Origin of the sequence: Kitasatospora sp. NPDC094016, assembly GCF_040304045.1 — a bacterium.
Lineage (GTDB): Bacteria > Actinomycetota > Actinomycetes > Streptomycetales > Streptomycetaceae > Kitasatospora.
The window spans coordinates 133,458-158,822 of sequence record NZ_JBEOUK010000004.1 but is presented as its reverse complement, the minus strand read 5'-3'; the positions used below and the strand labels follow the sequence as shown (position 1 = coordinate 158,822).

General features: G+C 73.7%; 23 protein-coding genes. 5 read left to right on the top strand and 18 right to left on the bottom strand.

What is annotated here, in order from left to right:
- Nucleotides 1-275: 275 nt before the first annotated feature.
- From ABT015_RS05960 to ABT015_RS05945, 4 genes are all read right to left on the bottom strand, one after another.
- Nucleotides 276-2,081 carry a GMC oxidoreductase gene (locus tag ABT015_RS05960; RefSeq protein WP_350877177.1) on the bottom strand — a complete coding sequence of 602 codons (1,806 nt, stop codon included), beginning with the start codon at nt 2,079-2,081 and terminating at the stop codon, nt 276-278.
- Nucleotides 2,082-2,203: 122 nt separating this feature from the next.
- On the bottom strand, nt 2,204-3,835 hold the full coding sequence (locus tag ABT015_RS05955; RefSeq protein ID WP_350877175.1) for a succinic semialdehyde dehydrogenase: 1,632 nt from the start codon (nt 3,833-3,835) through the stop codon (nt 2,204-2,206).
- Nucleotides 3,836-3,922: 87 nt separating this feature from the next.
- Entirely contained in the window at nt 3,923-5,674 is a 1,752-nt protein-coding gene (locus ABT015_RS05950; protein ID WP_350877173.1) for a protein kinase domain-containing protein, read from the bottom strand.
- Between the two features lie 160 nt (nt 5,675-5,834).
- Entirely contained in the window at nt 5,835-6,953 is a 1,119-nt protein-coding gene (locus ABT015_RS05945; RefSeq protein ID WP_350877171.1) for a protein kinase domain-containing protein, read from the bottom strand.
- 57 nt (nt 6,954-7,010) lie between these two features.
- Between ABT015_RS05945 and ABT015_RS05940 the strand changes: the two genes are divergently transcribed.
- Nucleotides 7,011-7,553 carry an SHOCT domain-containing protein gene (locus ABT015_RS05940; RefSeq protein WP_350877169.1) on the top strand — a complete coding sequence of 181 codons (543 nt, stop codon included), beginning with the start codon at nt 7,011-7,013 and terminating at the stop codon, nt 7,551-7,553.
- A gap of 21 nt (nt 7,554-7,574) precedes the next feature.
- Here ABT015_RS05940 and ABT015_RS05935 read toward each other — a convergent pair whose 3' ends face one another.
- Entirely contained in the window at nt 7,575-9,548 is a 1,974-nt protein-coding gene (locus tag ABT015_RS05935) for a serine/threonine-protein kinase (RefSeq protein WP_350877167.1), read from the bottom strand.
- A 254-nt stretch (nt 9,549-9,802) separates the two neighbouring features.
- Here ABT015_RS05935 and ABT015_RS05930 point away from each other — a divergent pair, with 254 nt between their 5' ends.
- Nucleotides 9,803-10,366 carry a hypothetical protein gene (locus ABT015_RS05930; RefSeq protein WP_350877165.1) on the top strand — a complete coding sequence of 188 codons (564 nt, stop codon included), beginning with the start codon at nt 9,803-9,805 and terminating at the stop codon, nt 10,364-10,366.
- Nucleotides 10,367-10,431: 65 nt separating this feature from the next.
- Here the strand turns inward: ABT015_RS05930 and ABT015_RS05925 are convergent, their stop codons facing one another.
- From ABT015_RS05925 to ABT015_RS05910, 4 genes are all read right to left on the bottom strand, one after another.
- Nucleotides 10,432-11,559, bottom strand: a complete 1,128-nt coding sequence (locus tag ABT015_RS05925; RefSeq protein WP_063348999.1) for a GuaB3 family IMP dehydrogenase-related protein — start codon at nt 11,557-11,559, stop codon at nt 10,432-10,434.
- Between the two features lie 184 nt (nt 11,560-11,743).
- Nucleotides 11,744-13,246 (bottom strand): IMP dehydrogenase, encoded by a 1,503-nt coding sequence (gene guaB / locus ABT015_RS05920; protein ID WP_063348998.1) that lies wholly within the window; start codon nt 13,244-13,246, stop codon nt 11,744-11,746.
- 251 nt (nt 13,247-13,497) lie between these two features.
- Nucleotides 13,498-14,214 carry an RNA polymerase sigma factor ShbA gene (gene shbA, locus ABT015_RS05915; protein WP_079135824.1) on the bottom strand — a complete coding sequence of 239 codons (717 nt, stop codon included), beginning with the start codon at nt 14,212-14,214 and terminating at the stop codon, nt 13,498-13,500.
- A gap of 338 nt (nt 14,215-14,552) precedes the next feature.
- Entirely contained in the window at nt 14,553-15,164 is a 612-nt protein-coding gene (locus ABT015_RS05910) for a response regulator transcription factor (protein ID WP_014136228.1), read from the bottom strand.
- Nucleotides 15,165-15,725: 561 nt separating this feature from the next.
- Between ABT015_RS05910 and ABT015_RS05905 the strand changes: the two genes are divergently transcribed.
- A complete protein-coding gene (locus ABT015_RS05905; RefSeq protein WP_063348997.1) occupies nt 15,726-16,052 on the top strand; it encodes a WhiB family transcriptional regulator in 327 nt (108 codons plus the stop codon).
- Between the two features lie 89 nt (nt 16,053-16,141).
- Here ABT015_RS05905 and ABT015_RS05900 read toward each other — a convergent pair whose 3' ends face one another.
- The 3 genes from ABT015_RS05900 to groES form a co-directional block, all read right to left on the bottom strand.
- Nucleotides 16,142-17,140, bottom strand: a complete 999-nt coding sequence (locus tag ABT015_RS05900; RefSeq protein ID WP_350877160.1) for a LysR family transcriptional regulator — start codon at nt 17,138-17,140, stop codon at nt 16,142-16,144.
- Between the two features lie 131 nt (nt 17,141-17,271).
- Nucleotides 17,272-18,897: a chaperonin GroEL gene (gene groL / locus ABT015_RS05895; protein WP_350877158.1), complete on the bottom strand. Its 1,626-nt coding sequence runs from the start codon at nt 18,895-18,897 to the stop codon at nt 17,272-17,274.
- 116 nt (nt 18,898-19,013) lie between these two features.
- On the bottom strand, nt 19,014-19,319 hold the full coding sequence (gene groES / locus ABT015_RS05890) for a co-chaperone GroES (RefSeq protein ID WP_014136232.1): 306 nt from the start codon (nt 19,317-19,319) through the stop codon (nt 19,014-19,016).
- 317 nt (nt 19,320-19,636) lie between these two features.
- Between groES and ABT015_RS05885 the strand changes: the two genes are divergently transcribed.
- A complete protein-coding gene (locus ABT015_RS05885) occupies nt 19,637-20,803 on the top strand; it encodes a THUMP-like domain-containing protein (RefSeq protein ID WP_350877156.1) in 1,167 nt (388 codons plus the stop codon).
- A gap of 25 nt (nt 20,804-20,828) precedes the next feature.
- Here the strand turns inward: ABT015_RS05885 and ABT015_RS05880 are convergent, their stop codons facing one another.
- From ABT015_RS05880 to tsaB, 5 genes are all read right to left on the bottom strand, one after another.
- Complete coding sequence (locus ABT015_RS05880) at nt 20,829-21,743, bottom strand: polysaccharide deacetylase family protein (protein ID WP_350877153.1); 915 nt, start codon at nt 21,741-21,743, stop codon at nt 20,829-20,831.
- A gap of 80 nt (nt 21,744-21,823) precedes the next feature.
- Nucleotides 21,824-22,069 (bottom strand): hypothetical protein, encoded by a 246-nt coding sequence (locus ABT015_RS05875; RefSeq protein ID WP_350877151.1) that lies wholly within the window; start codon nt 22,067-22,069, stop codon nt 21,824-21,826.
- Nucleotides 22,070-22,080: 11 nt separating this feature from the next.
- Entirely contained in the window at nt 22,081-23,187 is a 1,107-nt protein-coding gene (gene tsaD / locus ABT015_RS05870; protein WP_350877149.1) for a tRNA (adenosine(37)-N6)-threonylcarbamoyltransferase complex transferase subunit TsaD, read from the bottom strand.
- The gene (gene rimI, locus ABT015_RS05865) at nt 23,180-23,659 is read right to left on the bottom strand and encodes a ribosomal protein S18-alanine N-acetyltransferase (RefSeq protein ID WP_350877400.1); all 480 of its coding nucleotides are present in this window, start codon (nt 23,657-23,659) and stop codon (nt 23,180-23,182) included. Before rimI ends, tsaD begins: the two co-directional genes overlap by 8 nt.
- A gap of 23 nt (nt 23,660-23,682) precedes the next feature.
- Nucleotides 23,683-24,357: a tRNA (adenosine(37)-N6)-threonylcarbamoyltransferase complex dimerization subunit type 1 TsaB gene (gene tsaB / locus ABT015_RS05860; protein WP_350877147.1), complete on the bottom strand. Its 675-nt coding sequence runs from the start codon at nt 24,355-24,357 to the stop codon at nt 23,683-23,685.
- A gap of 153 nt (nt 24,358-24,510) precedes the next feature.
- Between tsaB and ABT015_RS05855 the strand changes: the two genes are divergently transcribed.
- Nucleotides 24,511-25,080, top strand: coding sequence for a hypothetical protein (locus ABT015_RS05855; protein ID WP_350877398.1), 570 nt, complete (start codon nt 24,511-24,513; stop codon nt 25,078-25,080).
- 16 nt (nt 25,081-25,096) lie between these two features.
- On the opposite strand, the gene ABT015_RS05850 is transcribed toward ABT015_RS05855, so the two are convergent.
- The gene (locus ABT015_RS05850) at nt 25,097-25,291 is read right to left on the bottom strand and encodes a hypothetical protein (protein WP_063348989.1); all 195 of its coding nucleotides are present in this window, start codon (nt 25,289-25,291) and stop codon (nt 25,097-25,099) included.
- Nucleotides 25,292-25,365: the final 74 nt, after the last annotated feature.

Below are 25,365 nucleotides of genomic sequence, written 5' to 3'. Positions count from 1 at the left end.
CGGAGGCGGTACGGCGGGCGGAACAGCAGGCGGTACGACGGGAGGTACCGCGGGCATGGCGGCCGTCGGCGGGGGCGGCGTCAGCGGCCGCCCGCACGAGACGCACGCGGACGCCCCTTCCACCGATGCCGCGCCGCACGATGCGCAGATGGCCATGGACCGGTTTCCCCCCGCTCGACGAGTTCCTGGTCCCCCAGAAAGCCCGTTTATCCCATCGGATCCGAACGCATGTCAACCGGGTACCGAGCCGGGCGGGTTGGCCCGTCGAGGCCTGCTCAGCCCCGCTTCTTCGGGACCTCCGGGACGGGCAGCAGCGGAAGCCGGAGCGCGCCGAACGCGTCCTGCGGGACGGCCGGCCGGGCCGGCGCCACCGGGGCGACCCGCCGGTAGGCCTCGTCCTGGGCCGGGCGGCGGTCCGCCTCGCCCTTGTTGGGCCACATCGACATGGCGCGCTCGGCCTGCGCGGTGATGGTCAGCGAGGGGTTCACCCCGAGGTTGGCGGAGACGGCCGCGCCGTCGACCACGCTGATCCCCGGGTGGCCGTACAGCCGGTGGTAGGGGTCGACCACGCCGGTCTCGGGGGCGTCGCCGATCGGGCAGCCGCCGAGGAAGTGGGCGGTCATCGGGATGTCGAAGATCTCGCCGGCGCTGCTGCCCGCGAAGCCGTTGATCTGCTCGGCCAGCGCCTGGGCGCCCTGCTCGGCGGCCGGGATCCAGGTCGGGTTGGGGGCGCCGTGGCCCTGGGCGGAGGTGAGCCGGCTCTTGCCGAGCAGGTCCTTCTTCAGCGAGACGGTGATCGAGTTGTCCAGCGACTGCATCACCAGGCCGATGATCGTCTTCTCGGACCAGCGGTGCTGGTTCATCGAGCGGGCGAAGGTCACCGGGTGGCGCACCGACCCGCCCAGGTAGCGCAGCCAGCGCGGAGCCCGTCCGCCGCCCTTGACCTGGGCTATCGACAGCGCGCCCATCGCGTTGGAGCCCTTGCCGTAGCGGACCGGCTCGATGTGGGTGCTGGCGTCCGGGTGGATCGAGGAGGTGATCGCCACGCCCTTGGTGAAGTCCACCCGGCTACCGTAGCGCCGGTCGGTGGTCTGCGCGCCCACCAGCGCCTCGGAGTTGGTGCGGGTCAGCTCGCCGAGCCGGGCGGAGATCCGGGGCAGGTGCCCCCCGTCACGCATCCGGTGCAGCAGCGACTGGGTGCCGTACGTCCCGGCCGCGACCACCACCCGGGCGGCGGTGATGGTCCGCGCGCCCGCCTTCACCCGGTCGGTGCGGGAGCGGGAGTCGGTCCGGCGCACGTCCACCGCGTAGCCGCGGCTCCCGTCGGCGCCGGGGAGCTCCCGAATCCGCGCCACCGTGGTGAGCGGGTGGATCTCGGCACCGCCCCGCTCGGCCAGGTGCAGGTAGTTCTCGGTGAGCATGTTCTTGGCCCCGTGCCGGCAGCCGGTCATGCACTCACCGCACTCCACGCAGGCCTTGCGGGCCGGCCCGGCACCGCCGAAGTACGGGTCGGCGACCTCGTCCCCGGGCGCCGCCTCGGCCCTGCCGCCGGCGTCCTGGCCGTCCCCGAAGAAGACCCCGACCGGCGCCATGTGGAAGGTGTCGCCCACCCCCATCTGCTCGGCGGCGGCCTTGAGGTGCACGTCGGAGGGGGTGACGGTCGGGTTGAGCCGGACCCCGAGCATCCGCTGCGCCTGGTCGTAGAACGGCGCCAACTCCTCCTGCCAGTCGGTGATGTGGCGCCACTGGCGGTCCTCGAAGAAGGCCTTCGGCGGCACGTACAGGGTGTTGGCGTAGTTCAGCGAGCCGCCGCCGACCCCGGCGCCGGCCAGGATCAGCACGTTGGCCAGCAGGTGGATCCGCTGGATGCCGTAGAGGCCGAGCTTCGGCGCCCACAGGTAGTTCGGCAGGTCCCAGGAGTTCCTGGGCAGTTCGTCCCGCTCGAAGCGCCGGCCGGCCTCCAGGACGGCGACCCGGTAGCCCTTCTCGGTCAGCCGCAGCGCGGCGACCGAACCGCCGAAGCCGGAGCCGACCACGACCACGTCGTAGTCGAACTCCGCCGCACCGTCGGACTCCACCATCTGCCACTGCTCCTTCGGGACGCGAACCTGACTGCGGGACGGGCGAACCTGACTGCGGGACGGAACCCGACCGCGGGACGGAACCCGACCGCGGGACAGCCGGATCGGACGGGCCGGGACGGCTACTTGAACCGCAGCGCCTTCAGCACCCGCAGCCCGCCGGTCATCACCGCGGCGAACTGCCGGTCGTCCAGCCCGAACGAGGGCGCGATCGGCATCAGCCGCTGGGTCGCGACGGTCTGCGCCTCGGTGAAGCGCAGGATGCCCTCGGCGCCGTGGCGGCGGCCGAGCCCGGAGTCGCCCATGCCGCCCATCGGCGAGCCGATCGAGCCGTACGCGGCCGCGTAGGCTTCGTTGACGTTGACCGTGCCGGTGCGCAGCCGGGCCCCGACCGCCCGGCCGCGCCGGGTGTCCCTGGTCCAGACGCTGGAGTTCAGGCCGTACGGCGTGGAGTTGGCGGCGGCCACCGCCTCGTCGTCGGTGTCGAAGCGGTAGACGGAGACGACCGGGCCGAAGGTCTCCTCGCCGCAGACCGCCATGTCCGGGGTCACCCCGTCGAGGATGGTCGGCTCGAAGAAGTACGGGCCGAGGTCGGGCCGGGCCCGGCCGCCGGCCAGCACGGTGGCGCCCGCCTTGACCGCCTCCTCCACGTGCCGGGTGGTGGTCTCCAGCTGGCGGACGGAGACCAGCGAGCCCATGTCGGCGCCGTAGGCGAGGCCGCCGCCGAGGCGCAGCGCCCGGGTGCGGGCGGCGAAGCGCTCCAGGAAGTCGTCGGCCACCGAGCGGTGCACCAGCAGCCGCTCGATCGAGATGCACAGCTGCCCGGCGGAGGAGAAGCAGGCCCGCACGGCGCCCGCGGCGGCCCGGTCGAGGTCGGCGTCGGAGAGGACCAGCATGGCGTTCTTGCCGCCGAGTTCGAGCGAGGCGCCGACCAGCCGGGCGGCGGCGCGCTGGGCGACCTCCCGGCCGGTGCGGGTGGAGCCGGTGAACGAGACGTAGTCGGCGTGCTCCACCACGGCGGGGCCGATCACCGGGCCGTCGCCGATCACGACCTGCCACAGGTCGGCGGGCAGCCCGGCCTCGATCAGCAGCTCGCGGGCCCACAGCGCGGTCAGCGCGGTCTGCGTGTCCGGCTTGTTGACCACGGCGTTGCCGGCCGCGAAGGCGGGCAGGACGTCGCCGACGGACAGCTCCAGCGGGTAGTTCCAGGGCGAGATGTGGCCGATCACGCCCTTGGGCCGACGGGCCTCGACCGCGTGGGTGAGCACCGGCAGCGCCCCGCCGCGCCGCTTGTCCCGGAGGTAGCCGTGCGCGGCCCGCCCGTAGTGCCGGGCGGCCATGGCGGCGGCCAGCACCTCCTCGAAGGCGTGCAGCCGGGCCTTGCCGGTCTCGGCCTGGACGAGGTCCAGCACCTCGTCCTGCCGCTTGAGCAGCAGGTCGTGGAAGCGCAGCAGGACGGCCGCGCGGCGGCGCACCGGCAGCGCGGCCCAGGCCGTCTGGGCGCGGCGGGCCAGCTCGAAGGCGACCTCGACGTCGGCCGGGGTGGACTGCGGCAGGCTCGCCAGCCGCTCGCCGGTCAGCGGGGCGACGGTCTCCACCAGGCTGGGCTCGCCGGTGGCGGTGACGCCGGCGGCCAGCCGGGCGACCAGGGACGGCGGGACGGCCGCCGCGACGGTCCGGCCCCCGCCGGGGGCGGGCGGGTTCCCGGTCGCGGGGTGTTCGGTGGCCGCTGCGCCTGCTGTGAGGTCCGACATACGGCGCAGCCTAGGCGCTCGGCGGCCGGTCCGGTACCCGTCGGTAACAAGAATCTGCCGCGGCCGGGTGGAGCGGGCACCCCCCGGTCAGCGGGTCGGCGCGAAGTAGTGCAGCACCGCGTTGAAGCGCTGCTCCGCCTCGTTCCACTCGTTGCCCCGGTCCGGGCTGGACGAGTAGATCGCGTAGCTGGTGCCGTCGTCGTCGATGAACTCGGCCTCGACCGCCCGGCGCCGGCCGCCCTCCTTGGCGAGGTAGCTGAACTCCCAGACGGCCGCCTCGTGGCCGTTCACCGCGACGCCGGTCATCTTGTGCTGCTTGTAGTCCTTCAGGTTCTTGGAGACGGTGGCCTCCATCTGCCGCAGGTGGTCCAGCGGCTTGACCGACTGGCCGACGGTGACCGCGAACTGCAGGTAGTGCACCTTGTTGTCGGGGCTGTAGTAGACCTGGTTGTCGGGCGTGGCGCTGCGCTGCCAGGCCGGGCTGCCCGAGGGAAGCGGGAAGCGGAAGCCGGCCGGGTCGTCGACCCAGTGGTAGCCGCTGGGCGCCGCCGGCCCCGGGCTGGCGTCACCGCTGGGGTCCGGGCTGGTGGAGGCGGTCGGTACGGGCTCGTCGACCGTGGAGGCGGCGGCGTGCCCGGTGGTGGTGTTCCGGGTGGCGAGAAAGGTCGCGCCGGCCGCCAGCAGGCCGACGGCCACCGCGATCACGACGATCTTCAGGGTGCTGCGGCGCTTGGCCGGCCCGCGCGCGGGCGTGACGGGGTGCGCCACCGGCGCGACCTCGGCGGTGAGCGCCGCCGCCTCGTCGGCCACGCCCCCGGTGGTGTCCGGAACGGCCGCCGGGCGCACCCCGGTCGGCTCCTCGGCCTCCTCCACCGTCGTCCCCGGCGCGGCCACCTCCGCGTGGTCCTCCTCCGTCGCCGGGCGCTCGCTGCGGTCCACCAGCGGCACCGACCGGGTGGGCGAGCGCAGCGGCGCCACCGACTTCAGGCCGATGGTGTGCCCGGCCTTCACCTCGTCCAGCATCCGGGCGGCCTCGTCCGCGTTCGGTCGCTCGGCCGGGTCCTTGGCCATCAGCGCGGCCAGGACCGGGCCCAGCGGCCCGGCCCGGAGCGGCTCCGGCAGCGGCTCGCCCACCACGGCGGCCAGCGTGGTGATCGGCGAGGTCCGGCGGAACGGCGACTGGCCCTCCACCGCGGCGTACAGCGTCGCCCCGAGGCCCCACAGGTCGGAGGCCGGCCCGGGCCGCTCGCCCTGGGCGAGCTCCGGCGCCAGGTAGTCCGGCGAGCCGACCAGGTCGCCCGGCCGGGTCAGTTCGGCCGAACCCTCGTACGTCGCGATGCCGAAGTCCAGCAGCACCACCCGCCCGGTGCCGCGCTCCAGCAGCACGTTGGCCGGCTTCACGTCGCGGTGCAGGACGCCGAGTTGGTGGCCGCGGTGCAGTGCGGCGAGCACCTGGCTGCCGACCTCGGCGACGGCGCGCGGCTGCAGGGTGCCGTCCTGGCTGATCACGTCGGCCAGCGAGCGGCCGTCCACCAGCTCCATGACGATCCACGGCCGGCCGTCCTGCTCCAGCACGTCGTGCACCGTGATCACGCCGGGGTGCTTGATCCGGGCGGCCGCGCTGGCCTCCCGCTTCATCCGGGCGTGCAGGATCTGCAGCTCGTCCTCGGGCAGGTGGTTGACGGTCAGTTCCTTGACCGCGACCTCGCGGTTCAGCATCCGGTCCCAGGCCCGCCAGACGGTCCCCATCCCACCGCGGCCGAGCCGGTCGCCCAGCTCGTACCGCCCGGCCAGCAGCCGCTCCGTCTCGGCCGTCTCCGGCCGGTCCTGCACGCCCATCGGCGACCACTCCCCCTCACATCCGTCTGCCGTCACAGCGACGGAGGGCCTGGTGCAGACCACTGTTCGAACAAATCCCACGCACACATTAGGCGCACCTTGCCAGCCCCGGTAATCACGCTCACCCGTCGGACCGACGGCCCGGGGCGCTGCGGGGCCGTCAGCCTGCGAACAGCACCACCGCGGTCACTCCCAGCACCAGCAGCAGGAACACGCCCCCGACCAGCAGCGGGCCGAGCAGCGCCGGAGGTATCCGCGGCGGCCTCGCCTCGTCCGGCCGCCCGGCGCCCACCCCGGCGCCCACCTCGACGTTCGCGCCCACGACGGCCTCCGGCCGCCCCCGTCCACCACCCCGCCCGCGTCGGCGCCGCACCAGCGGGGCCTCCGGTCTCAGCACCAGCGCCCGCGCCGTCTCGTCGACCGGCTCCGGCGCGCCCGCCAGCAGCGCCGCCAGCTCCCGGCGGACCTCCTCGGCGGTCGGCCGCAGCGAGGGGTCGGGCTGCAGCAGCCGCTCGACCAACGGCGCCAGCGGCCCGCAGACCGCTGCGGGCTCCCGCCGCCCCTCCCGGACCGCCGACACCAGCTCCGGCACGCCGCCGTCCGGGAACGGCGAGCGGCCGGTGACCAGCCGCTGCACCAGCACCCCGAGCGCCCAGCAGTCGCCCGTCGGGCCGCCGTCCAGCGGCCAGCGCTCCGCCACCGGGCCGACCAGGGTGGCCCGCACGTCGTACCGGTGGCGCCCGCCCGGGCCGCCGAGGTCCTCGGCCAGCGCCTCCTGCGCCACTCCGGACAGCAGCCCGCCGAGCATCGCCGCGCCGTCCTCGCAGACCAGCACGGACTCGGGGGTCAGGTTCCCGTGCACGAGCCCGTCCTCGTGCAGCGCCCGCAGCGCGCCGGCCAGGTCCGCCGCCAGTTCGGCCGCCCGGTAGGGCGGCACCGGTCCGGCCGCCACCAGGTCCGCCAGCGTCATGGCGCCCGACCGCTCCTCCACCGTCCACAGCAGTTCGCCCTCGACGAAGGCGCCGAGCCCGCGCAGCAGCCGGGGGTGCCCGGTCGGCGCGGACGAGCCGACCGCCGCCACCCGGCGGACCAGCCGGTCGGCGTGCGCGGGCACCTCGCCGCCCAGGTCCTGACCGGTGGTCAGCAGCGCCGGCAGCTCCAGGCCGCGCAGCAGCACGGACTCCCCGGTGCGGTCGTCCACCGCCAGGGCCCGCAGGAGTTCGGGACGGTCCGTCAGCCGGTACCGCCCCGCCAGCAACTGCCCCGGGCCGCCTCGCATGCCAGTTCCTCTCGCTCACCGAGCAGCCTACTGAGCGGCTCCTTTACGCTCGGTCCCATGGACTGGACCGATCTGATCGACACCGCCTTCAAGGTGGCGGGAAACAACAGCCAAGCCCATCAGGCCGAGGCCGTGCGCACCGTGGAGGCGGCCGTCATCGACGGCGAGAATCCGGTCGCCTCGACGGCCGGGCGCCATCCCGACCACTTCCGCAAGGGCGTGCTCGTCCTCACCACCCACCGACTGCTCTTCCTCAAGGACGGTAAACCGCCGGTCCCGGTTCCGCTTACGGCGATCACGGACGCGGTCGTGGCCCGGACCAAACTCAACGGCGACGTGCTCACCGTCGTCGCGCTGACCGGCTCCCACCGGTTCGAGGACGTGGGCAAGGCCGACGTCTTCGCCGAGCAGCTCCGGGAGGCCGCCCGGCTCGCCCGCAAAGCCGCGTCGGCCGCCGGCCCGGCGGTCGACACCACCCCCGCCGACCTCAGCGCGGGCGACCAACTCCTCGGCCAGCTGGAGCGGTTGGCCGCCCTGCACACCTCCGGCGCGCTCACCGACGAGGAGTTCACCCGGGCCAAGGCCCGCCTGATCGGCTAGGTCTCCGGCCGAGGTCAGGACCTACGGCGCGGGCTGGAAGGTGGCGAAGGCCGTGTCCCTGGCCTGGGAGTTGGCCGGGGCGCTCCAGTCCGCGTCCGGGGTGATCCAGTAGATCGCGTAGCCGTACTTGGCCGGGTTCCCGGTCACGAAGCCCCGGTTGAGCGAGTGCGTGCGCGGCGTGCCGCTGATCCACTCCCAGTCGGCCGCGTTGCTCCACTGCCGGTAGTTGACCGCGGCCAGGTTGACCCGCTGGTAGTTGGTGACCTTCGACCGCAGGCCCGGCTCGGACTCCTGCCAGTCGGCGACGGCGCTGGGGCCGGGAGTGGTGGTCCACTCGATGGTCAGGGTGCTGCCGTTGCCCTTGAAGATCCGGCGGACGCCCTCCGAACCGGCCGGCTGGAGCCAGTCCGGCAGGACGACCGAGAAGCCGGTCGGGTCCTTGTACTCGTGGTACCCGGCCGGCACGGCGGCCGCCGGCGGGGTCGGGGACGAGGGCGCGGGGGTGGTGGCGGGCGAGCCCGCGGCCGGCGGGTTCGCCGCCGAGGGGCCGGGCGTGTCGGCCGGCTTGTCGGGGGCCGGCGTGTCGGTGGCCGGCTTCTCCGGGGCGGGCTTGTCGGTGCCCGGCTCCGGCTCCGCGGGCGGAACGGACGCGGCCTGGGTCCCGCTCGGCCCGGCCTCGGGGCCGGTCGAGACCGACGAGGTGGTGCCCGCGCCGTTCGCCGAGGCGTCGTCCCCGTTGCCGACGGCCTGGAGCACCGCGACCACCCCGGCGATCAGCAGCAGGACCAGCACCACGGTGACGACGGCCAGCCGCCGCCGTCCGTTGCGCGGGTCGGCACCGGCCGCCTGCGTGGCGCCCAGGGTCCACTCGCTGGTCACCGGCCGGATCGGATCGGCCGCCGGAGCCGAACCCGGCGTCGGGCCCGACGCCGCCTCCGAGGACGGCGAAGCGGGCTCGGACGCCGGCTCCGCGACGGGCTCCGCCGGGGCGGCGGGCTTCTCGTCCTTGGCCCGGCTGCCCACCCGGACCGTCCCCAGCAGCCCGCCGATGGACCGCTTGCGGCCCTCCTCGGCCTCGGCCGGGGCCTCCTCCGGCTCCGCCGCGGCGGCGACCGGCCGCTCGACCGGCAGCGCGTGCACGGTGGTCGACTCGGCCTTCGAGGTGGCCTCCGCGACGACCCGCTTCAGCATCGACCGGGTCTGCGAGGCGTCCAGCCGCTCGGCCGGGTCCTTGGCGAGCAGCCCCTCGATCACCGGCCGCAGCGCCCCGGCGTTCACCGGGGCGGTCAGCTCCTCGGTCATCACCGCGGTCAGGGTGGCCAGCGCCGAGCCCCGGTCGTACGGCGGCCGGCCCTCGACCATCGCGTACAGCGTGCCGCCCAGCGACCACAGGTCGGCCGGCGGCCCGGGCTTCTGCCCGCGGGCCCGCTCCGGGGATATGTACGAGGGCGCGCCGACCAGCATGCCGGTGGAGGTGACCGAGGCGTCGCCCTCCACGCTGGCGATGCCGAAGTCGGTGAGCACGACCCGGCCGTCGTCGCCGATCAGCACGTTGGACGGCTTGACGTCCCGGTGCAGGATGCCCAGCGCGTGCGCGGCGCTCAGCACGCCGAGCACGTCGAGCGCGATCTCGGCGGCCCGGGCGGGGGCCAGCGGCCCGTCCTCCCGGACGACGTCGGCCAGCGAGCGGGACTCGACCAGCTCCATGACGATCCACGGCCGGTCGTCCTCGTCGACCACGTCGAAGACGGTGACCGCCGAGTTGTGCCGGATCCGTGCGGTGGCCTTGGCCTCGCGCAGCGTCCGGACGATCAGCCGGTGCTTCTCCTCCTCCTCGACGCTGGCGTTCATCCGCAGTTCCTTGACCGCGACGGTCCGCCCCAGCATCTCGTCCTCGGCGCGCCAGACGGTGCCCATGCCGCCGCGCCCGAGCACGCCGTTCAGCCGGTAGCGGCCGGCCAGGAGGCGGCCGGTGGAACCCTGCGCCTGGGTCATTCGGAACGTTCCCCCATGTGCTGCTGGCGGTCGTGGTGACGGCGTGTCGGCCCGGCCTCAGGCCCGAACGCCCAAGTCTCCATCATCCCCTGTCCCCGGGGGCCGGGACCACCCGGCCCCCGCACCCGATCCGGGGCGGTCCGGATCGGGCTCGGCGCTCCGTGCCCGATCTGTGATCGAAAACTCGCCAAGATCCGGCCGGGGCGCTGCTACCGTTCGGCAGTTCATCGTCTTTCCGGGGGGATCCGACGCCCATGACCGCACCCGCACCGGGCACTGACGGCCAGTCGGGCCGGCCGCGCACCGCCCAGCACTACTCGGTCACACCCACCCTGGATTCCCCCGAGGGCTACGTCGCGCCCGGTATGCCCGGTGTCCCGGTGGCCGGATACGTCCCCGCCGTCCGCTCCCACCGGACGGGCCCGCGCCGCCGCACCACCCTGGCGGTCGTCCTCGCCGTCCTCGCCATGCTGCTCGGCGGCCTGGCCTACGGCTGCGCGCCGGCCCGGGCCGCGGACAGCCTCGGCTGGATGGCCATCGCCCTCGCCGCACTGGTCGCCTTACCGCTCGGCCGGCTCGGCGGCCGCAGCCGGGTGCTACCGCTGCTCGGCGCGCTGCTCGCGGCCTGCGCGCTGCTGCTCGGCCAGCTGACCGGCCAGCTCCGCCGGGTGCACGCGGCCGGCCCCGGCCCGCGCGGCCTGCCGCACGACGCCCTGGCGCACTGGCGCGCCGAGCTGCGCGCGCTCGACCTCGCCTTCTACGGCATCGCCCTGGTCGGCGGCTTCCTCCTCACCCGCCGCACCGCCAACCGCGGCTGACTCCGGCCCGGACAGCCCGAGGCCCCCGCCGGCGGAACCGACGGGGGCCTTCACCAGGACGCGTCTCAGCGGTGGTTGAGAGCCGGGTTGACGGTCACCTCGACCCGCTGGAACTCCTTGAGCTCGGTGTAGCCGGTGGTGGCCATCGCGCGGCGCAGCGCACCGAACAGGTTCATGGTGCCGTCGGGGGTGTGCGAGGGGCCGGTCAGGATCTCCTCGGTGGTGCCGACCGTGCCGAGGTCCACCCGCTTGCCGCGCGGCAGCTCCTCGTGGACGGCCTCCATGCCCCAGTGGAAGCCCTTGCCGGGCGCGTCGGTGGCGCGGGCCAGCGCGGCACCGATCATCACCGCGTCGGCGCCGCAGGCGACGGCCTTCGGGATGTCGCCGCTGTAGCCGACGCCGCCGTCCGCGATCACGTGCACGTAGCGGCCGCCGGACTCGTCCATGTAGTCCCGGCGGGCGGCGGCCACGTCGGCGACGGCGGTGGCCATCGGCACCTGGATGCCGAGGACGCCCCGGGTGGTGTGGGCGGCGCCACCGCCGAAGCCGACCAGCACGCCGGCCGCGCCGGTGCGCATCAGGTGCAGGGCCGCGGTGTACGTGGCGCAGCCGCCGACGATCACCGGGACGTCCAGCTCGTAGATGAACTGCTTGAGGTTGAGCGGCTCGGCGCCGCTGGACACGTGCTCGGCCGAGACGGTGGTGCCGCGGATGACGAAGACGTCGACGCCGGCGTCCACGACGGCCTTGGAGAACTCGGCGGTGCGCTGCGGCGAGAGCGCGGCGGCGGTGACCACGCCGGAGTCGCGGACCTCCTGGATCCGCTGCTTGATCAGCTCGGCGCGGATCGGCGCGGCGTAGATCTCCTGGAGGCGGCGGGTCGCGGCGGCCTCGTCGGTGATCGTGGCGATCTCGTCGAGCAGCGGCTGCGGGTCCTCGTAGCGGGTCCAGAGGCCTTCCAGGTTCAGCACGCCGAGGCCGCCGAGGCGGCCGATGGCGATGGCCTGCTGCGGCGAGACCACGCTGTCCATCGGGGCGGCCAGGAACGGCAGCTCGAAGCGGTAGGCGTCGATCTGCCAGGCGATCGAGACCTCCTTCGGGTCCCGGGTACGGCGGCTGGGGACGACGGCGATGTCGTCGAAGGAGTACGCCCGTCGGCCGCGCTTGCCTCGCCCGATCTCGATCTCAGTCACTTCGAGCCCTTCTGGTTTGTTGCTCATGCCCGCCGGGTCACCCCGGCCGCCCCCAGTATCCCGCACCCCGGTTGCCTCGCGCGCTCGCCTCCGGGGCGCGGGGTCCGCTCCGGAGGCCCGCCCCCGCTCCCGGGCGCGCCGAAGGGCCCGCCGCCGCGGCGACGGGCCCTCGGTGTCCGCGGACTCAGCGGTTGGAGTAGTTCGGCGCCTCGACGGTCATCTGGATGTCGTGCGGGTGGCTCTCCTTGAGGCCCGCCGAGGTGATCCGGACGAAGCGGCCCTTGCTCTCCATCTCGGCGATGGTGGCGGCGCCGACGTAGCCCATGGTCTGGCGCAGGCCGCCGACCAGCTGGTGCAGCACGGCCGAGAGCGGGCCGCGGTAGGGCACCTGGCCCTCGATGCCCTCGGGGACGAGCTTGTCGTCCGAGGCCACCTCGGCCTGGAAGTAGCGGTCCTTGGAGTACGAGCGGCCCTGGCCGCGGGACTGCATCGCGCCCAGCGAGCCCATGCCGCGGTAGGACTTGAACTGCTTGCCGTTGATGAACATCAGCTCACCCGGGGACTCCTCGCAGCCGGCCAGCAGCGAGCCCAGCATCACGGTGTCGGCGCCGGCGGCCAGCGCCTTGCCGATGTCGCCGGAGTACTGCAGGCCGCCGTCGCCGATGACCGGCACGCCGGCCGCCTGACAGGCCACCGCGGCCTCGTAGATGGCGGTGATCTGCGGGACGCCGATGCCGGCGACCACGCGGGTGGTGCAGATGGAGCCGGGGCCGACGCCGACCTTGACGCCGTCCACGCCGGCGTCGATCAGCGCCTGGGCGCCGTCACGGGTGGCCACGTTGCCGCCGACCACGTCGATCCCGACGGCCGACTTGATCTTGCCGATCCAGGCCAGCGCGTTGTGGCTGTGGCCGTGCGAGGTGTCCACGACCAGGAAGTCCGCGCCGGCCTCGACCAGGGCCTGGGCCCGGTCGAACGCCTCGGCGCTGGCACCGACGGCGGCACCGACCAGCAGACGGCCCTCGGCGTCCTTGGCGGCGTTCGGGTACTGCTCGGCCTTGACGAAGTCCTTGACGGTGATCAGGCCCTTGATCCGGCCCTCGTCGTCGACCAGCGGCAGCTTCTCGATCTTGTGGCGGCGCAGCAGCGCCATCGCGTCCACCCCGGAGATGCCGACCTTGCCGGTGATCAGCGGCATCGGGGTCATGATCTCGCGGACCTGGCGGCTGCGGTCCGACTCGAAGGCCATGTCCCGGTTGGTGACGATGCCGAGGAGCTTGCCGGCCTCGTCCGCGATCGGCACGCCGGAGATGCGGAACTTGGCGCACAGCGCGTCGGCCTCGGCCAGCGTGGTGTTCGGGCCGACCGTGATCGGGTCGGTGACCATGCCGGACTCGGAGCGCTTCACCAGGTCGACCTGGTTGGCCTGGTCCTCGACCGACAGGTTGCGGTGCAGCACGCCGACGCCGCCCTGGCGGGCCATCGAGATCGCCATCCGCGCCTCGGTGACCTTGTCCATCGCGGCGGAGAGCAGCGGGATGTTGACGCGCACGTTCCGGGAGACCCGCGAGGAGGTGTCGACCTGGTTCGGCAGCACCGCGGAGGCCCCGGGCAGCAGCAGGACGTCATCGAACGTGAGCCCGAGCATGGCGAACTTCTCGGGTACGCCTGCGGCGTTGTAAGACATTTGGGGGGTACCTTCCGTGGCCGGCCTATTCCGCTCACGCCCTGAGGGTGGGGCGCGTTCATCGCTCACTCGCAGCAGACCGCCGAAGCCGGGTGGTTTTGGAGGAACCTCCAGGGGAACCCCGCGCGCACCCGCGAAACTTTGGCAACCCGCCCAGGCGCCGATACCCCATGGTACTGGCACCGCGAATGTGTCCTCGTGTGCCCTTGACAACACCGGCCCCCCGTGGCTCATTCCGGCCGGTCAGGGCTTCAGGAGGACTCCTCCGCCAGTGCCCGCAGCCGGCTGAGCGCCCGGTGCTGCGCCACCCGGACGGCACCCGGGGACATCCCCAGCACCTCGCCGGTCTCCTCCGCCGAGAGCCCGGCGGCCACCCGCAGCAGCACCAGTTCGCGCTGACGGGCCGGCAGGTTGGAGAGCAGTTCCTTGGCCCAGGCCGCGTCGCTGCTCAGCAGCGCCTGCTCCTCCGGGCCGAGCGCCTCGTCCGGCACCTCCGGCAGGTCGTCCTGCGGGACGACCGTCGAGCCGGGCCCGCGCATCGCGGCCCGCTGCAGATCGGCGATCTTGTGCGCGGCGATGCCGTAGACGAAGGCCTCGAACGGCCGCCCCTGGTCCTTGTACCGGGGCAGCGCGCACAGCACCGCGACGCAGACCTCCTGCGCGACGTCGTCCACGTGGTGCCGGGCGCCGCCGGGCAGCCGGACCAGCCGGCCGCGGCAGTAGCGCAGCGCCAGCGGATGGACGTAGGCGAGCAGGGCGTCGATGGCCGGGCCCTCACCGCGGACGGCGGCCGCGACGAGCTCGCCCACCAACGGGGAGCCGCCCGCGCCGAGCACCGGCGGTCGACCGGGGCCGGGCACCGCACCGGGGCCGCCGGGGTCGGCGTACGACGGATCGCCACCCGGGCCGGAGGGCTCGGCCTCCACCGGGTCCGCCTGGCCGGCCGCACCGGCGACGTCGTCACGCATCGGTCCATGGTGCCTGGTCGCGCGGGAAAACGCGGCACCGCGTCCGGAGTTGTGCACCGGAACGTTATGCGCTGCGGCGCCGTACGGCGTGCCGCCGCGCACCACCGGCCCCTCCTGCACCGTGCCGCCTCCCGCCCCGCCGCCGTCGGTGGTCCCGTCCTTCGCGCCGTCCGCCGAATGTCCCGCGGCCGTGTGGTTCGCCGCAGTGCCTGTCCGCTGGTCCCCGAGGTGCTCCACTCCTCCATGGTGCAACCTCGGGACCGTAACGTCACACGCCCGGACGACGTCCGTCCCGGGAACCGCCGGCGGCGCGCCGCAGCCGGCGACGCCACCGGCGGTCAGCGGACCAGGCCCCAGCGGAAACCCAGCGCCACCGCGTGCGCGCGGTCGGAGGCCCCGAGCTTCTTGAACAGCCGTCGGGCGTGGGTCTTGACGGTGTCCTCGGACAGGAACAGCTCGCGGCCGATCTCGGCGTTGCTGCGACCGTGGCTCATGCCCTCCAGCACCTGGATCTCACGCGCCGTCAACGTGGGCGCCGCGCCCATGTCGGGGCTGCGCAGCCGGCGCGGGGCGAGCCGCCAGGTCGGGTCGGCGAGGGCCTGGGTGACGGTGGCCCGCAGTTCGGCGCGCGAGGCGTCCTTGTGCAGGTACCCGCGGGCGCCCGCGGCCACCGCGAGCGCGACCCCGTCGAGGTCCTCGGCGACGGTGAGCATGATGATCCGCGCGCCCGGATCGGCGGACAGCAGCCGCCGGACCGTCTCGACCCCGCCGAGGCCGGGCATCCGGACGTCCATCAGAACGAGATCGGAGCGGTCGGCCACCCAGCGGCGGAGGACCTCCTCCCCGTTCGTCGCGGTGGTGACCCGGTCCACACCGGGTACGGTCGCGACCGCGCGGCGAAGCGCCTCGCGGGCGAGCGGGGAATCGTCGCAAACGAGAACGGAAGTCATGACCGTCGTCCTCCGCAGCTGATCCGCGTCACGTTGAGCCTCCTGGCTGGTACGAACCTCTCCGACACGGCCGATCGGCGACGGACTCCGTGCTGATCGCCTCGAATTTCCGCGCGATCGTTCCCGACGTCCGGCGCCCGCTAACCGCCTCCGCACTTCCAACGACCGTCACTCGAATGAGTTACGGCCTTCGGGGCCATCTCCACCACTGTACGTGGCCAACCCATTACCGATCAGCCGCATCGCGGTGCACACGCCGCACTTTTGCCCAGCTCGCGCGCGGTCGGCGCACGACCCGCACACCGGTGCGGAGCGTCGCGCGCCCGTCGGCCACCCGAATGCCACGCCCGCGCCCGCCGAACCCCTTGCCCACTTTGCCCGTTTTTATAGCTTTCGTATGGTCATTGACTGTTGTGCCACTCTGTGGGTGACTTGTCCATGGAGTTGCCGTAAGTCATATTTCCAGGTGTCCACACCAGTGCATCGACGCCCGCCGTGCCGCCCAGCAGCAGCCCGCTGAGCGCCGGCCCACGGCCGACGAGCCTCTGAAGGGAATGAGCCATGGCAGATTTCTCCCGCCTCCCAGGCCCCAACGCGGACCTCTGGGACTGGCAGCTCTCCGCAGCCTGCCGTGGCGTGGACAGTTCGCTCTTCTTCCACCCCGAGGGCGAACGCGGGGCCGCGCGCAGTTCGCGCGAGGCCAGTGCCAAGGAGGTCTGCATGCGCTGCCCGGTGATCACCGAGTGCGCGGCGCACGCGCTGGCGGTCCGCGAACCGTACGGCGTCTGGGGCGGGATGACCGAGGACGAGCGCGAGGAGATGCTGGGGCGTTCGCGGCACCGGCTGGTGGAGGTCCCGCTGACCCCGCCGGCGATCGCCCGGCGCTAGCCCCTCCTCCACGGCGCGCCGTGAAGAAACGTTTCCCCTCGGCATCCCGGGCTGTTCAAGCCCGGTCCAGAACGCTCAGACCCCGGACGTCAGCGCCCGGCCGACCCCGACAGCCGCTCCAGCATCAGCGCCACGGCCGGCACCTCGGCCAGATCCGGCAGGGTCAGCGCGACCACCTGCCGCACCGCCGGCGCCCCCGCGGCCGTCCGCACCGGCACCGTCGACACCCCGTCCGGACGCACCGACTCCAGTGCCAGCCGGGGCAGCACCGCCACCCCCAGCCCGGCCGCCACCAGGCCGACCACCGCCGGATAGTCGTCGGTCGCGAAGTCGATCCGGGGCTCGAAGCCCGCCCCCGCGCACAGCTCCACCAGGTGCCCCCGGCACTGCGGGCAGCCCGCGATCCACTGCTCCCCCGCCAGCTCGGCCAGCTCCACCGGCCTGCCGCGCCCCGCCAACCGGTGCGCGGCGGGCAGCAGGCCCACCAGCGGGTCGTCCAGCAGCGGGGTGACCACCAGATCGGACCAGTCGGAGCCGGCGCTCAGCTGCTGCGCCTCCAGGTTGGCCTCGGCCCGCGCCTCGCGCGGCGTCCCGTGCGCGGGCGCCGGCAGCGCGGCGCCGTCGTCGTCGGACTGCGGGTAGCGGAAGGCCAGCGCGATCTCGCACTCGCCGCCGCGCAGCATCGCCAGCGACTCCGGCGGCTCCGCCTCGACCAGCGACACGCGCACCCCCGGATGGCTGTCCCGCAGCCGGGCGACCGCGGGCGGCACCAGGGTGGAGCTCGCGGTCGGGAAGGAGACCAGCCGCACCCGCCCGGCCCGCAGCCCGGCGATCGCGGCGATCTCCTCCTCGGCGGCGGAGAGCCCGGCCAGGATCCCGGTGGCGTGCTTGAGCAGCACCCGCCCCGCCTCGCTGAGCTGCATGCCCCGGCCGGAGCGGACCACCAGCGGGGTGTCCACCGACTTCTCCAGGGCCTTCATCTGCTGGCTGATGGCGGGCTGCGTACAGCCCAGCTCGCGGGCGGCGGCGGAGAAGGAGCCGGTGCGGGCGACGGCACGCAGAACGCGCAGGTGACGGGCCTCGATCATGCCTCAGTTATAAGGCAATCTTTGCCAATGGCAAAATTCTGCTGATGATTGAAGCCTCAAACGCCGGACACGCCGGAGGCCCGGCCGCACCCCGAGGGGCGCGGACCGGGCCTCCGGTCGACCGTCAGGCGTCAGTGCGAGTGGCCGTGGCCGTGGCCGTGACCCGCCTCGGCCTCCTCTTCCTTCTTCTCCACCACGAGGGTCTCGGTGGTGAGCAGCAGGGAGGCGATCGAGGCAGCGTTCTCCAGGGCGGAGCGGGTGACCTTGACCGGGTCGATGACGCCGGCCTTCACCAGGTCGCCGTACTCGCCGGTGGCCGCGTTGTAGCCCTGGCCGAGCTCCAGCTCGGAGACCTTGGAGGTGATGACGTAGCCCTCCAGGCCGGCGTTCTGGGCGATCCAGCGCAGCGGCTCGTGCAGCGCCTTGCGGACGACCGCGACACCGGTCGCCTCGTCACCCGACAGGCCCAGGCCGCCGTCCAGCACCTTGGCGGCGTGCACCAGGGAGGCGCCACCACCGGCGACGATGCCCTCCTCGACCGCGGCACGGGTCGCCGAGATGGCGTCCTCCAGGCGGTGCTTGCGCTCCTTCAGCTCCACCTCGGTGGCGGCGCCGACCTTGATGACGCAGACGCCGCCGGCCAGCTTGGCCAGGCGCTCCTGCAGCTTCTCGCGGTCCCAGTCGGAGTCGGTGGCGGCGATCTCGCCCTTGATCTGGGCGACGCGGCCGGCCACGGCCTCGGTGTCACCGGCACCGTCGACGACGGTGGTCTCGTCCTTGGTGATGGTCACGCGGCGGGCGGTGCCCAGCACGTCCACGCCGACCTGGTCGAGCTTGAGGCCGACCTCCTCGGAGATGACCGTGCCGCCGGTCAGGGTGGCCAGGTCGCCGAGGATCGCCTTGCGGCGGTCGCCGAAGCCCGGGGCCTTGACGGCGACCGCGTTGAAGGTGCCGCGGATCTTGTTCACCACGAGGGTGGACAGCGCCTCGCCGTCGACGTCCTCGGCGATGATCAGCAGCGGCCGGGAGGCACCGCCCTGGAGGATCTTCTCCAGCAGCGGCAGCAGCTCCTGGATGGAGGAGATCTTGCCCTGGTTGATCAGGATGTACGGGTCCTCCAGGACCGCCTCCTGCCGCTCCGCGTCGGTGACGAAGTACGGCGACAGGTAGCCCTTGTCGAACTGCATGCCCTCGGTGAAGTCCAGCTCCACGCCGAAGGTGTTCGACTCCTCGACGGTGATGACACCGTCCTTGCCGACCTTGTCGATCGCCTCGGCGATCAGCTCGCCGACCTGGGTGTCCTGGGCGGAGAGGGACGCGACGGCGGCGACGTCGTCCTTGCCCTCGATCTCGCGGGCCACCGAGAGCAGGTGCTCGGAGACGGCGGCGACGGCCTTGTCGATGCCCTTCTTCAGGGCGGCCGGGCCGGCACCGGCGGCGACGTTGCGCAGACCCTCGTTGACCAGGGCCTGGGCCAGCACGGTGGCGGTGGTGGTGCCGTCACCCGCGACGTCGTTGGTCTTGGTGGCGACCTCCTTGACGAGCTGCGCGCCAAGGTTCTCGTACGGGTCGTCCAGCTCGACCTCACGGGCGATGGTGACACCGTCGTTGGTGATGGTCGGGGCGCCGAACTTCTTGTCGATGACGACGTTGCGGCCCTTGGGGCCGATGGTCACCTTGACGGTGTCGGCCAGCTTGTTGACACCGCGCTCCAGCGAGCGGCGGGCGTCCTCGTTGAACTGCAGGATCTTCGCCATGTTCCCTATTCCCTCGGGGCTTCGGCCGGCCCACCGGCCGCCGGACTACGTGAACCAACAACCACGCCCCGGGCCCCTGTCACTTGGGACACGGATCCGGGGCGGGTCGGAACGACTTACTTCTCGATGATGGCGAGAACGTCGCGAGCGGAGAGAACCAGGTACTCCTCGCCCTGGTACTTCACCTCGGTGCCGCCGTACTTCGAGTACAGGACGATGTCACCGACGGCGACGTCGAGCGGCAGACGCTGGCCGTCCTCGAAGCGGCCCGGGCCGACGGCCAGGACGACGCCCTCCTGGGGCTTCTCCTTGGCGGTGTCCGGGATAACCAGGCCGGAGGCCGTGGTGGTCTCGGCGTCGAGCGGCTGGACCACGATGCGGTCCTCAAGCGGCTTGATGGCAACCTTGCTGCTGGTGGTCACGTCCGAGCTCCCCTTCGGAGATTACGGGGTTTCTAACGGGTAGGAGCGAACCTGCGTGCCTGCCGTCGCGGGGGTCAGGCACACGTCTTCGCGTTAGCACTCCCCCAGTGGGGAGTGCCAAGGACGACCATAGGCCGGTGTTAGCACTCAGTCAACCAGAGTGCCAACGGCGCGCCCGGGCATCCCGAACCGCGGGCGCGGAGCCGTACTCCTGTGCGACCACCCGCCCCCGGGCGGGCTCCCGCCGCGGACCGCGACCCCGCCCGCCGCGTCGGCCGTCGGAGCCGGTGGGGCCGCCAACCCGCCAGAATGGCCCCGTGGACACCGAGAACCTCCAGCCCCTGCTGACCCCCGAGGGCCAGGCCCTGCTCGCCGAACTGCGCGAGTTCACGCCCGAGGAGGAACTGGCGCTGGCCACCAGGCTGCGGCGGGAGCACCCGGCCGAGCTGGTGTCGGCGGTCTTCGGGCAGGCCCGGCTGCGGCAGCGGGCGCGGGCGAAGTTCGGGGCGGACGCCGACCTGATGTACTTCACGCCCAACGGCGTCGAGCAGTCCACCCGGCGCAGCGTGGCCGAGTGGCGGGCACGCCGCTTCGCCGAGCTGGGCGTCCGCCGGCTGGCCGACCTGTGCTGCGGCATCGGCGGGGACGTGCTGGCGCTGGCCAGGGCCGGGATCGAGGTGCTGGCCGTCGACAAGGACCCGGCGGCCTGCGCCGCCACCGCCGCCAACGCGGCCGCGCTGGGCCTGTCCGACCTGGTCCGGGTGCGCTGCGCGGACGTCGCCGAGGTGGACGTCACCGGCTACGACGCGGTGTTCACCGACCCGGCGCGGCGGACGGCGCGCGGCCGGGTGTTCGACCCGGAGGCGTACGCCCCGCCGCTCTCCTGGGCGATCGAGGCCGGCCGCCGGACCCCGATCGGCGCGCTGAAGGTCGCCCCGGGAATCCCGCACGAGGCCGTCCCGGCCGACGCCGAGGCGGAGTGGGTCTCCGACCACGGCGACGTGAAGGAGGCGGTGCTCTGGTTCGGCACCGGGGCCGCCCGCCCGCACCGCGCCACCCTGCTGCCGCAGGCCGCCAGCCTCACCGGCGGCGACCTGCCCGACCCGCCGGCCGGCCCGGTCGGGCGCTACCTGTACGAGCCGGACGGCGCGGTGATCCGGGCCCACCTGGTGGCCGAGGTGGCCGAGCAGGTGGGCGGCCGGCTGATCGACCCGAAGATCGCCTACCTGACCTCGGACCAGCTGGTCGCCACCCCGTACGCACACGCCTTCGAGCTCACCGACGTGCTGCCGTTCCACATCAAGCGGCTGAAGGCGCTGCTGCGCGAGCGCGGGGTCGGCACGGTGGTGATCAAGAAGCGCGGGATGGCGATCACCCCGGAGGAACTGCGCCGCCAGCTCAAGCCCTCCGGGCCGAACGCCGTCACGGTGATCCTCAGCCGCACCGACAACGGGCCGCTGATGATGCTCGGCCGGCCCGCCTGAGGCGGCTGCGGGGCGGGCGCCCGGACTACGAGGCGGGCGCCTGGATGTAGTCCTCCAGCCGGGCCACCGAGAAGCCCTGCTCCTGGATCCGGGCCAGCAGGTCGCCGAACATCTGGGTCATCGTGGCGCCCTTGAGCTCCTTCGGGCCGCGGAAGTGCGCCAGGATGATGTCTCCGGACTTCAGCTTCTTGTCCGCCGCCTGGTACTGCATGTCGTGGATCTGCATCGACTCGCGCCAGAGCACCATCGCGCGCGGGCCGCACTGCTGGACCGAGTTGTTCAGCGTCGGGGTGTTGGCGCCGTCCCCGAACGGCGGGCGGAACAGCAGCGGGGCGGTGCCGTACTGCTGGGTGAGCGCGGACTGCGCGTCGCAGATCTCGGACTTCTGCTTCTCCGCCGGGATCTTGCTCATCACCGGGTGGTCCACGGTGTGGTTCTGGATGTGGTTGCCGAGCGCCTGGAGCGGCTTGAAGTAGCCGTAGTCGTTCTTGACGATGTCCCGGGTCAGGAACATCGAGATCGGCACCTTGAGCTCGGTCAGCATCTCGACGAACTTCGGGTCCTTCTCGGCGCCGTCGTCGATGGTGATGAAGACGACCTTGTCGCTCGTCTTCACCTCGCTGAACACCGGTACCGGGCCGGTCCGTTCGAGCTTGATGGGCTTGTCCGCGGGCGGCGCGGGGGCCGGCGTCAGCGGCTTGAGGTTCCACTTCGCCCAGGCCGCCGGGTCCCCGCCGGCCGGGGCCGGGGTGGTGGGCGTGCCGGCCGGGCTGGTCGGCACGGCGCCTCCGCCGGTGGGCTGGGGCGCGGCCGCCGAGCTGCCGCCGGCCGCCGCCGGGGCGCCACCGCCCCCGTTGTCGCCGCATCCGGTGGCCAGGGCCAGCAGGGCCAGCGCCCCCACCGCGTACGTCCTGGTCCTGCTCCGACCGTCCCTGTTCACCGCAGCGCGCTCCCGGTTCCCGTCCAGCTTCTTCTCAGCTATGCACGGTAGCGGTCGGGGCGGCGGTTCCCGGACAGCGCCTATTCGACGTGCTCGCTGGTGAAGGACCAGCGGTGCACCGGGCGGCCGAGCAGGTCGGCCGGCGGGTCGGCGACCGGCACCGGCTCGCCGGTCCACCAGGTGATCAGCAGCACCCGTTCGCCGGGCGCGCCGAGCAGCTCGGTGCGGACCAACCCGGCCGAGCCGCGCACCGACGGCAGCGCCACCTCCCGGACCCAGGAGGCGAGTTCGGCCCCGCGACCGGCGGCGGCGCGGGCCTCCCACATCGCGGCGACGGTCACTCGGCGCCGCCGGTGAGGGCCTGGTACGCCTGGCCGTGGACGTCGCCGTGCCGGACGTCCGCAGCCGGCACGTGCGCCTCGGTCACCGGCAGCGAGGAGTCGGCGGACAGGTCGAGCGCGGACGGCGTGCGGTCGCGCCACACCATCTCGGAGCCCAGCGCGGCCACCATCGCGCCGTTGTCGGTGCACAGGCCCGGCCGGGGCACCCGCAGCCGGATGCCGGCCCGGTCGCAGCGCTGCTGGGCCATCTCGCGCAACCGCGAGTTGGCGGCCACCCCGCCGCCGATCATCAGGTGGTCGACGCCGTTGTCCCGGCACGCCTTGACGGCCTTGCGGGTGAGCACGTCGGTGACGGCCTCCTGGAAGGACGCCGCCACGTCGGCGATCGGCACCTCCTCGCCGGCCCGGCGCTTGGCCTCCACCCAGCGGGCGACGGCGGTCTTCAGGCCGGAGAAGGAGAAGTCGTACGCCGGGTCGTTGCGGCCGCTCAGGCCGCGCGGGAAGGCGATCGCCTTGGGGTCGCCCTCGCGCGCGGTGCGGTCGACCACCGGACCTCCCGGGAAGCCCAGGCCGAGCACCCGGGCGACCTTGTCGAAGGCCTCGCCGGCCGCGTCGTCGATGGTCGCGCCGAGCGGGCGGACGTCACTGGTGATGTCCTCGCTGAGCAGCAGCGAGGAGTGCCCGCCGGAGACCAGCAGCGCCATCGTCGGCGACGGCAGCCGGCCGTGCTCCAGCTGGTCGACGCAGATGTGCGAGGCGAGGTGGTTGACCCCGTACAGCGGCTTGTCCAGCGCCCAGGCGTACGCCTTGGCGGCGCTGACACCGACCAGCAGCGCGCCGGCCAGGCCGGGGCCGGCGGTGACCGCGATGCCGTCCAGGTCGCTCGCCTTGACGCCGGCGGTGTCCAGGGCGCGCTGGATGGTCGGGACCATCGCCTCCAGGTGGGCGCGGCTGGCGATCTCCGGGACGACGCCGCCGAAGCGGGCGTGGTCGTTGACGCTGGAGGCGACCGCGTCGGCCAGCAGCGTGGTGCCGCGCACGATGCCGACGCCGGTCTCGTCGCAGGAGGTCTCGATGCCGAGGACGAGCGGTTCGTCAGCCATGGCGGGTGTCCTTAAGGTCCTTCGGGTCAGTGCTGGGGTGGTCGAGGCGCATCACCAGCGCGTCGACGTTGGCGGGCTGGTAGTAGCCGCGCCGGATGCCCACCGGTCGGAAGCCGAAGCGCTCGTACAGCTGCTGGGCGCGCGGGTTGTCCACCCGCACCTCCAGCAGCAGTTCGGCGCAGCCGCGGCGGGCGGCCTCCCGGATCAGGTCGGTGAGCAGCGCCGCGCCGAGGCCGGCGCCCTGGTGGCGCTGGTCGACGGCGATGGTCTGGACGTCGCCCTCGCCGGCGATCGCCATCAGCCCGGCGTAGCCGACGATGGCGCCGTCCGCGTCGGTGGCGACGGTGTAGTGGCGGGTGCCGCCGGGGTGGGTCTCGGCCAGCTCGGACCAGTACATCCCGGTGGACCAGGCGTCCTCGGGGAAGAGTCGCAGCTCCAGCTCCATCACCGGCGCGATGTCCCACCAGCGCATCGGGCGCAGGGTGGTGCCGTGTGTCACGCCGGGAGCACCGCCTTGCCCCCCAGAACGTTCTTGAAGGCGGCCGGCACCTGGGCATCCGGGCGGCGCAGGTACAGCGGGACGTTCGGCAGCAGCTCGCGGCCGGCCGCCAGCTCGGCGGCGGCGAAGCCCGCCAGGGCGCCGGCCGACACGTGCTCGGGGCCGTGCGCGCCGGGGAAGGTCTCGGGGTAGAGCAGCGCGCCGGCGCCGACCGACCGCGGGCGCGGGGCCAGCTCGGCGGGGCGGTCCACGCCGGGGCCCTCGGTGCGGTGGCCGTCGGCGTCGTAGGAGGCCCAGTAGACCTCCTTGCGGCGCGCGTCGGTGGCCACCGTGAACGGCTGCCCGGCCAGGCCCTCGGCGCGGGCCTGGTGGGCGATCGCGTCCAGGGTGCAGACGCCGTGCACCGGCAGCCCGAGGGCGTGGCCGAGCGCGGCGGCGGTCACCAGGCCGACCCGCAGGCCGGTGTACGGGCCCGGGCCGACGCCCACCGCGATGCCGGTGAGCCGGTGCTTGTCCACGCCGGCCGCCCGCAGGACCTGGTCGATCGCGGGTAGGAGCAGTTCGCCGTGGCGCCTGGCGTCGACCTGGTGGGTCTCGGCGAGGACGGCCGTGCCGTCGTGGACGGCGGCGGTGACGGCGGGGGTGGCGGTGTCGAACGCGAGCAGCAGCACGGGTCAAGGTTAGACCGACGTTGGTCCGACCGGCTGATCGACCGGATGTGCCACCCGGGAACACACATCCGGGGCGCCGCGCCCCGGCTGGACGGACCTGGCACGATGGGGCCGTACGTAAAGGGACGGCGGCGGGAGCGGCACGTGGCGAAGATGGGTCCTGGTGTGGTGGTCACGGGGCTGACCCTGGGGGCCCTGGCGGTGGTGAGCCTGCTGGCCTTCCAGGCCAACGGAGCTCAGGACCGGGCGGCCGGCGCCAAGCCGACCGCCAGCACCGCGACGTCCAGCGGGCCGGCCGCCTCCGCGACGCCGAGCGCCTCGGCCACCCCGACGGCCCCGCCGCTGCCGACCGTCTCGGGCAGCGGCACCCGGGTGGTCTACTCGATCAGCAGCCACTACGTCTGGCTGGTCGACCCGAAGAAGAACCCGCAGGTCACGCCCGGTTTCCCGGTCACCCCGGGCTCGGTCGAGCCGGCTCCGGGCAGCTACTCGGTCTACAGCCGCACCCCGACGACCACCGGCACGGACGGCAAGCAGATCGAGCACGTGGTGCGCTTCGCGCAGCAGAACGGCGTGGTGTTCGGCTTCAGCGCCGCCATGGACGGCGCGACCCCGACCGCCGAGCCGAACGCCAAGACCGGCGGCATCCGCAGCGGCCGCCCGGACGGCCAGTTGCTCTGGGACTTCGCGCCGAACGGCACCAAGGTGGTCGTGGTCGCCTGAGCGCGGCCCGGGTGGGTCAGGCCGCGCGGGGTGTGCCCGTCTCCGGCTCCTCGGCCCGCCGGGGCTCCGGCTCGGGCGGGGTGGACACCGCCTCGGCGGCCGCACAGGCGGCCAGCAGCGCCCGCATCGGCGCCCCCTGGACGCGGCGGGCGGACTCTCCGGCCCCGGCGCCGTGCCCGGCGCGCTTCGGGGCGGGGGTGGTGCTCGACATGGCGCCTCCCTAGTTAGGCAGACCTAACCGCAGCACCCATCCCACCACGCCCGGCACCCCGCCCGCAACACTTC

What these genes read in the sequence shown, in the direction of transcription:
- ABT015_RS05960 (WP_350877177.1), bottom strand. Translation starts at nt 2,081, where the DNA reads ATGGTGGAGTCCGACGGTGCGGCGGAGTTCGACTACGACGTGGTCGTG.
- ABT015_RS05955 (WP_350877175.1), bottom strand. Translation starts at nt 3,835, where the DNA reads ATGTCGGACCTCACAGCAGGCGCAGCGGCCACCGAACACCCCGCGACC.
- ABT015_RS05950 (WP_350877173.1), bottom strand. Translation starts at nt 5,674, where the DNA reads ATGGGCGTGCAGGACCGGCCGGAGACGGCCGAGACGGAGCGGCTGCTG.
- ABT015_RS05945 (WP_350877171.1), bottom strand. Translation starts at nt 6,953, where the DNA reads ATGCGAGGCGGCCCGGGGCAGTTGCTGGCGGGGCGGTACCGGCTGACG.
- ABT015_RS05940 (WP_350877169.1), top strand. Translation starts at nt 7,011, where the DNA reads ATGGACTGGACCGATCTGATCGACACCGCCTTCAAGGTGGCGGGAAAC.
- ABT015_RS05935 (WP_350877167.1), bottom strand. Translation starts at nt 9,548, where the DNA reads ATGACCCAGGCGCAGGGTTCCACCGGCCGCCTCCTGGCCGGCCGCTAC.
- ABT015_RS05930 (WP_350877165.1), top strand. Translation starts at nt 9,803, where the DNA reads ATGACCGCACCCGCACCGGGCACTGACGGCCAGTCGGGCCGGCCGCGC.
- guaB (WP_063348998.1), bottom strand. Translation starts at nt 13,246, where the DNA reads ATGTCTTACAACGCCGCAGGCGTACCCGAGAAGTTCGCCATGCTCGGG.
- shbA (WP_079135824.1), bottom strand. Translation starts at nt 14,214, where the DNA reads ATGCGTGACGACGTCGCCGGTGCGGCCGGCCAGGCGGACCCGGTGGAG.
- ABT015_RS05910 (WP_014136228.1), bottom strand. Translation starts at nt 15,164, where the DNA reads ATGACTTCCGTTCTCGTTTGCGACGATTCCCCGCTCGCCCGCGAGGCG.
- ABT015_RS05905 (WP_063348997.1), top strand. Translation starts at nt 15,726, where the DNA reads ATGGCAGATTTCTCCCGCCTCCCAGGCCCCAACGCGGACCTCTGGGAC.
- ABT015_RS05900 (WP_350877160.1), bottom strand. Translation starts at nt 17,140, where the DNA reads ATGATCGAGGCCCGTCACCTGCGCGTTCTGCGTGCCGTCGCCCGCACC.
- groL (WP_350877158.1), bottom strand. Translation starts at nt 18,897, where the DNA reads ATGGCGAAGATCCTGCAGTTCAACGAGGACGCCCGCCGCTCGCTGGAG.
- ABT015_RS05875 (WP_350877151.1), bottom strand. Translation starts at nt 22,069, where the DNA reads ATGTGGGAGGCCCGCGCCGCCGCCGGTCGCGGGGCCGAACTCGCCTCC.
- tsaD (WP_350877149.1), bottom strand. Translation starts at nt 23,187, where the DNA reads ATGGCTGACGAACCGCTCGTCCTCGGCATCGAGACCTCCTGCGACGAG.
- rimI (WP_350877400.1), bottom strand. Translation starts at nt 23,659, where the DNA reads ATGCGCTGGTGGGACATCGCGCCGGTGATGGAGCTGGAGCTGCGACTC.
- ABT015_RS05855 (WP_350877398.1), top strand. Translation starts at nt 24,511, where the DNA reads ATGGGTCCTGGTGTGGTGGTCACGGGGCTGACCCTGGGGGCCCTGGCG.
- ABT015_RS05850 (WP_063348989.1), bottom strand. Translation starts at nt 25,291, where the DNA reads ATGTCGAGCACCACCCCCGCCCCGAAGCGCGCCGGGCACGGCGCCGGG.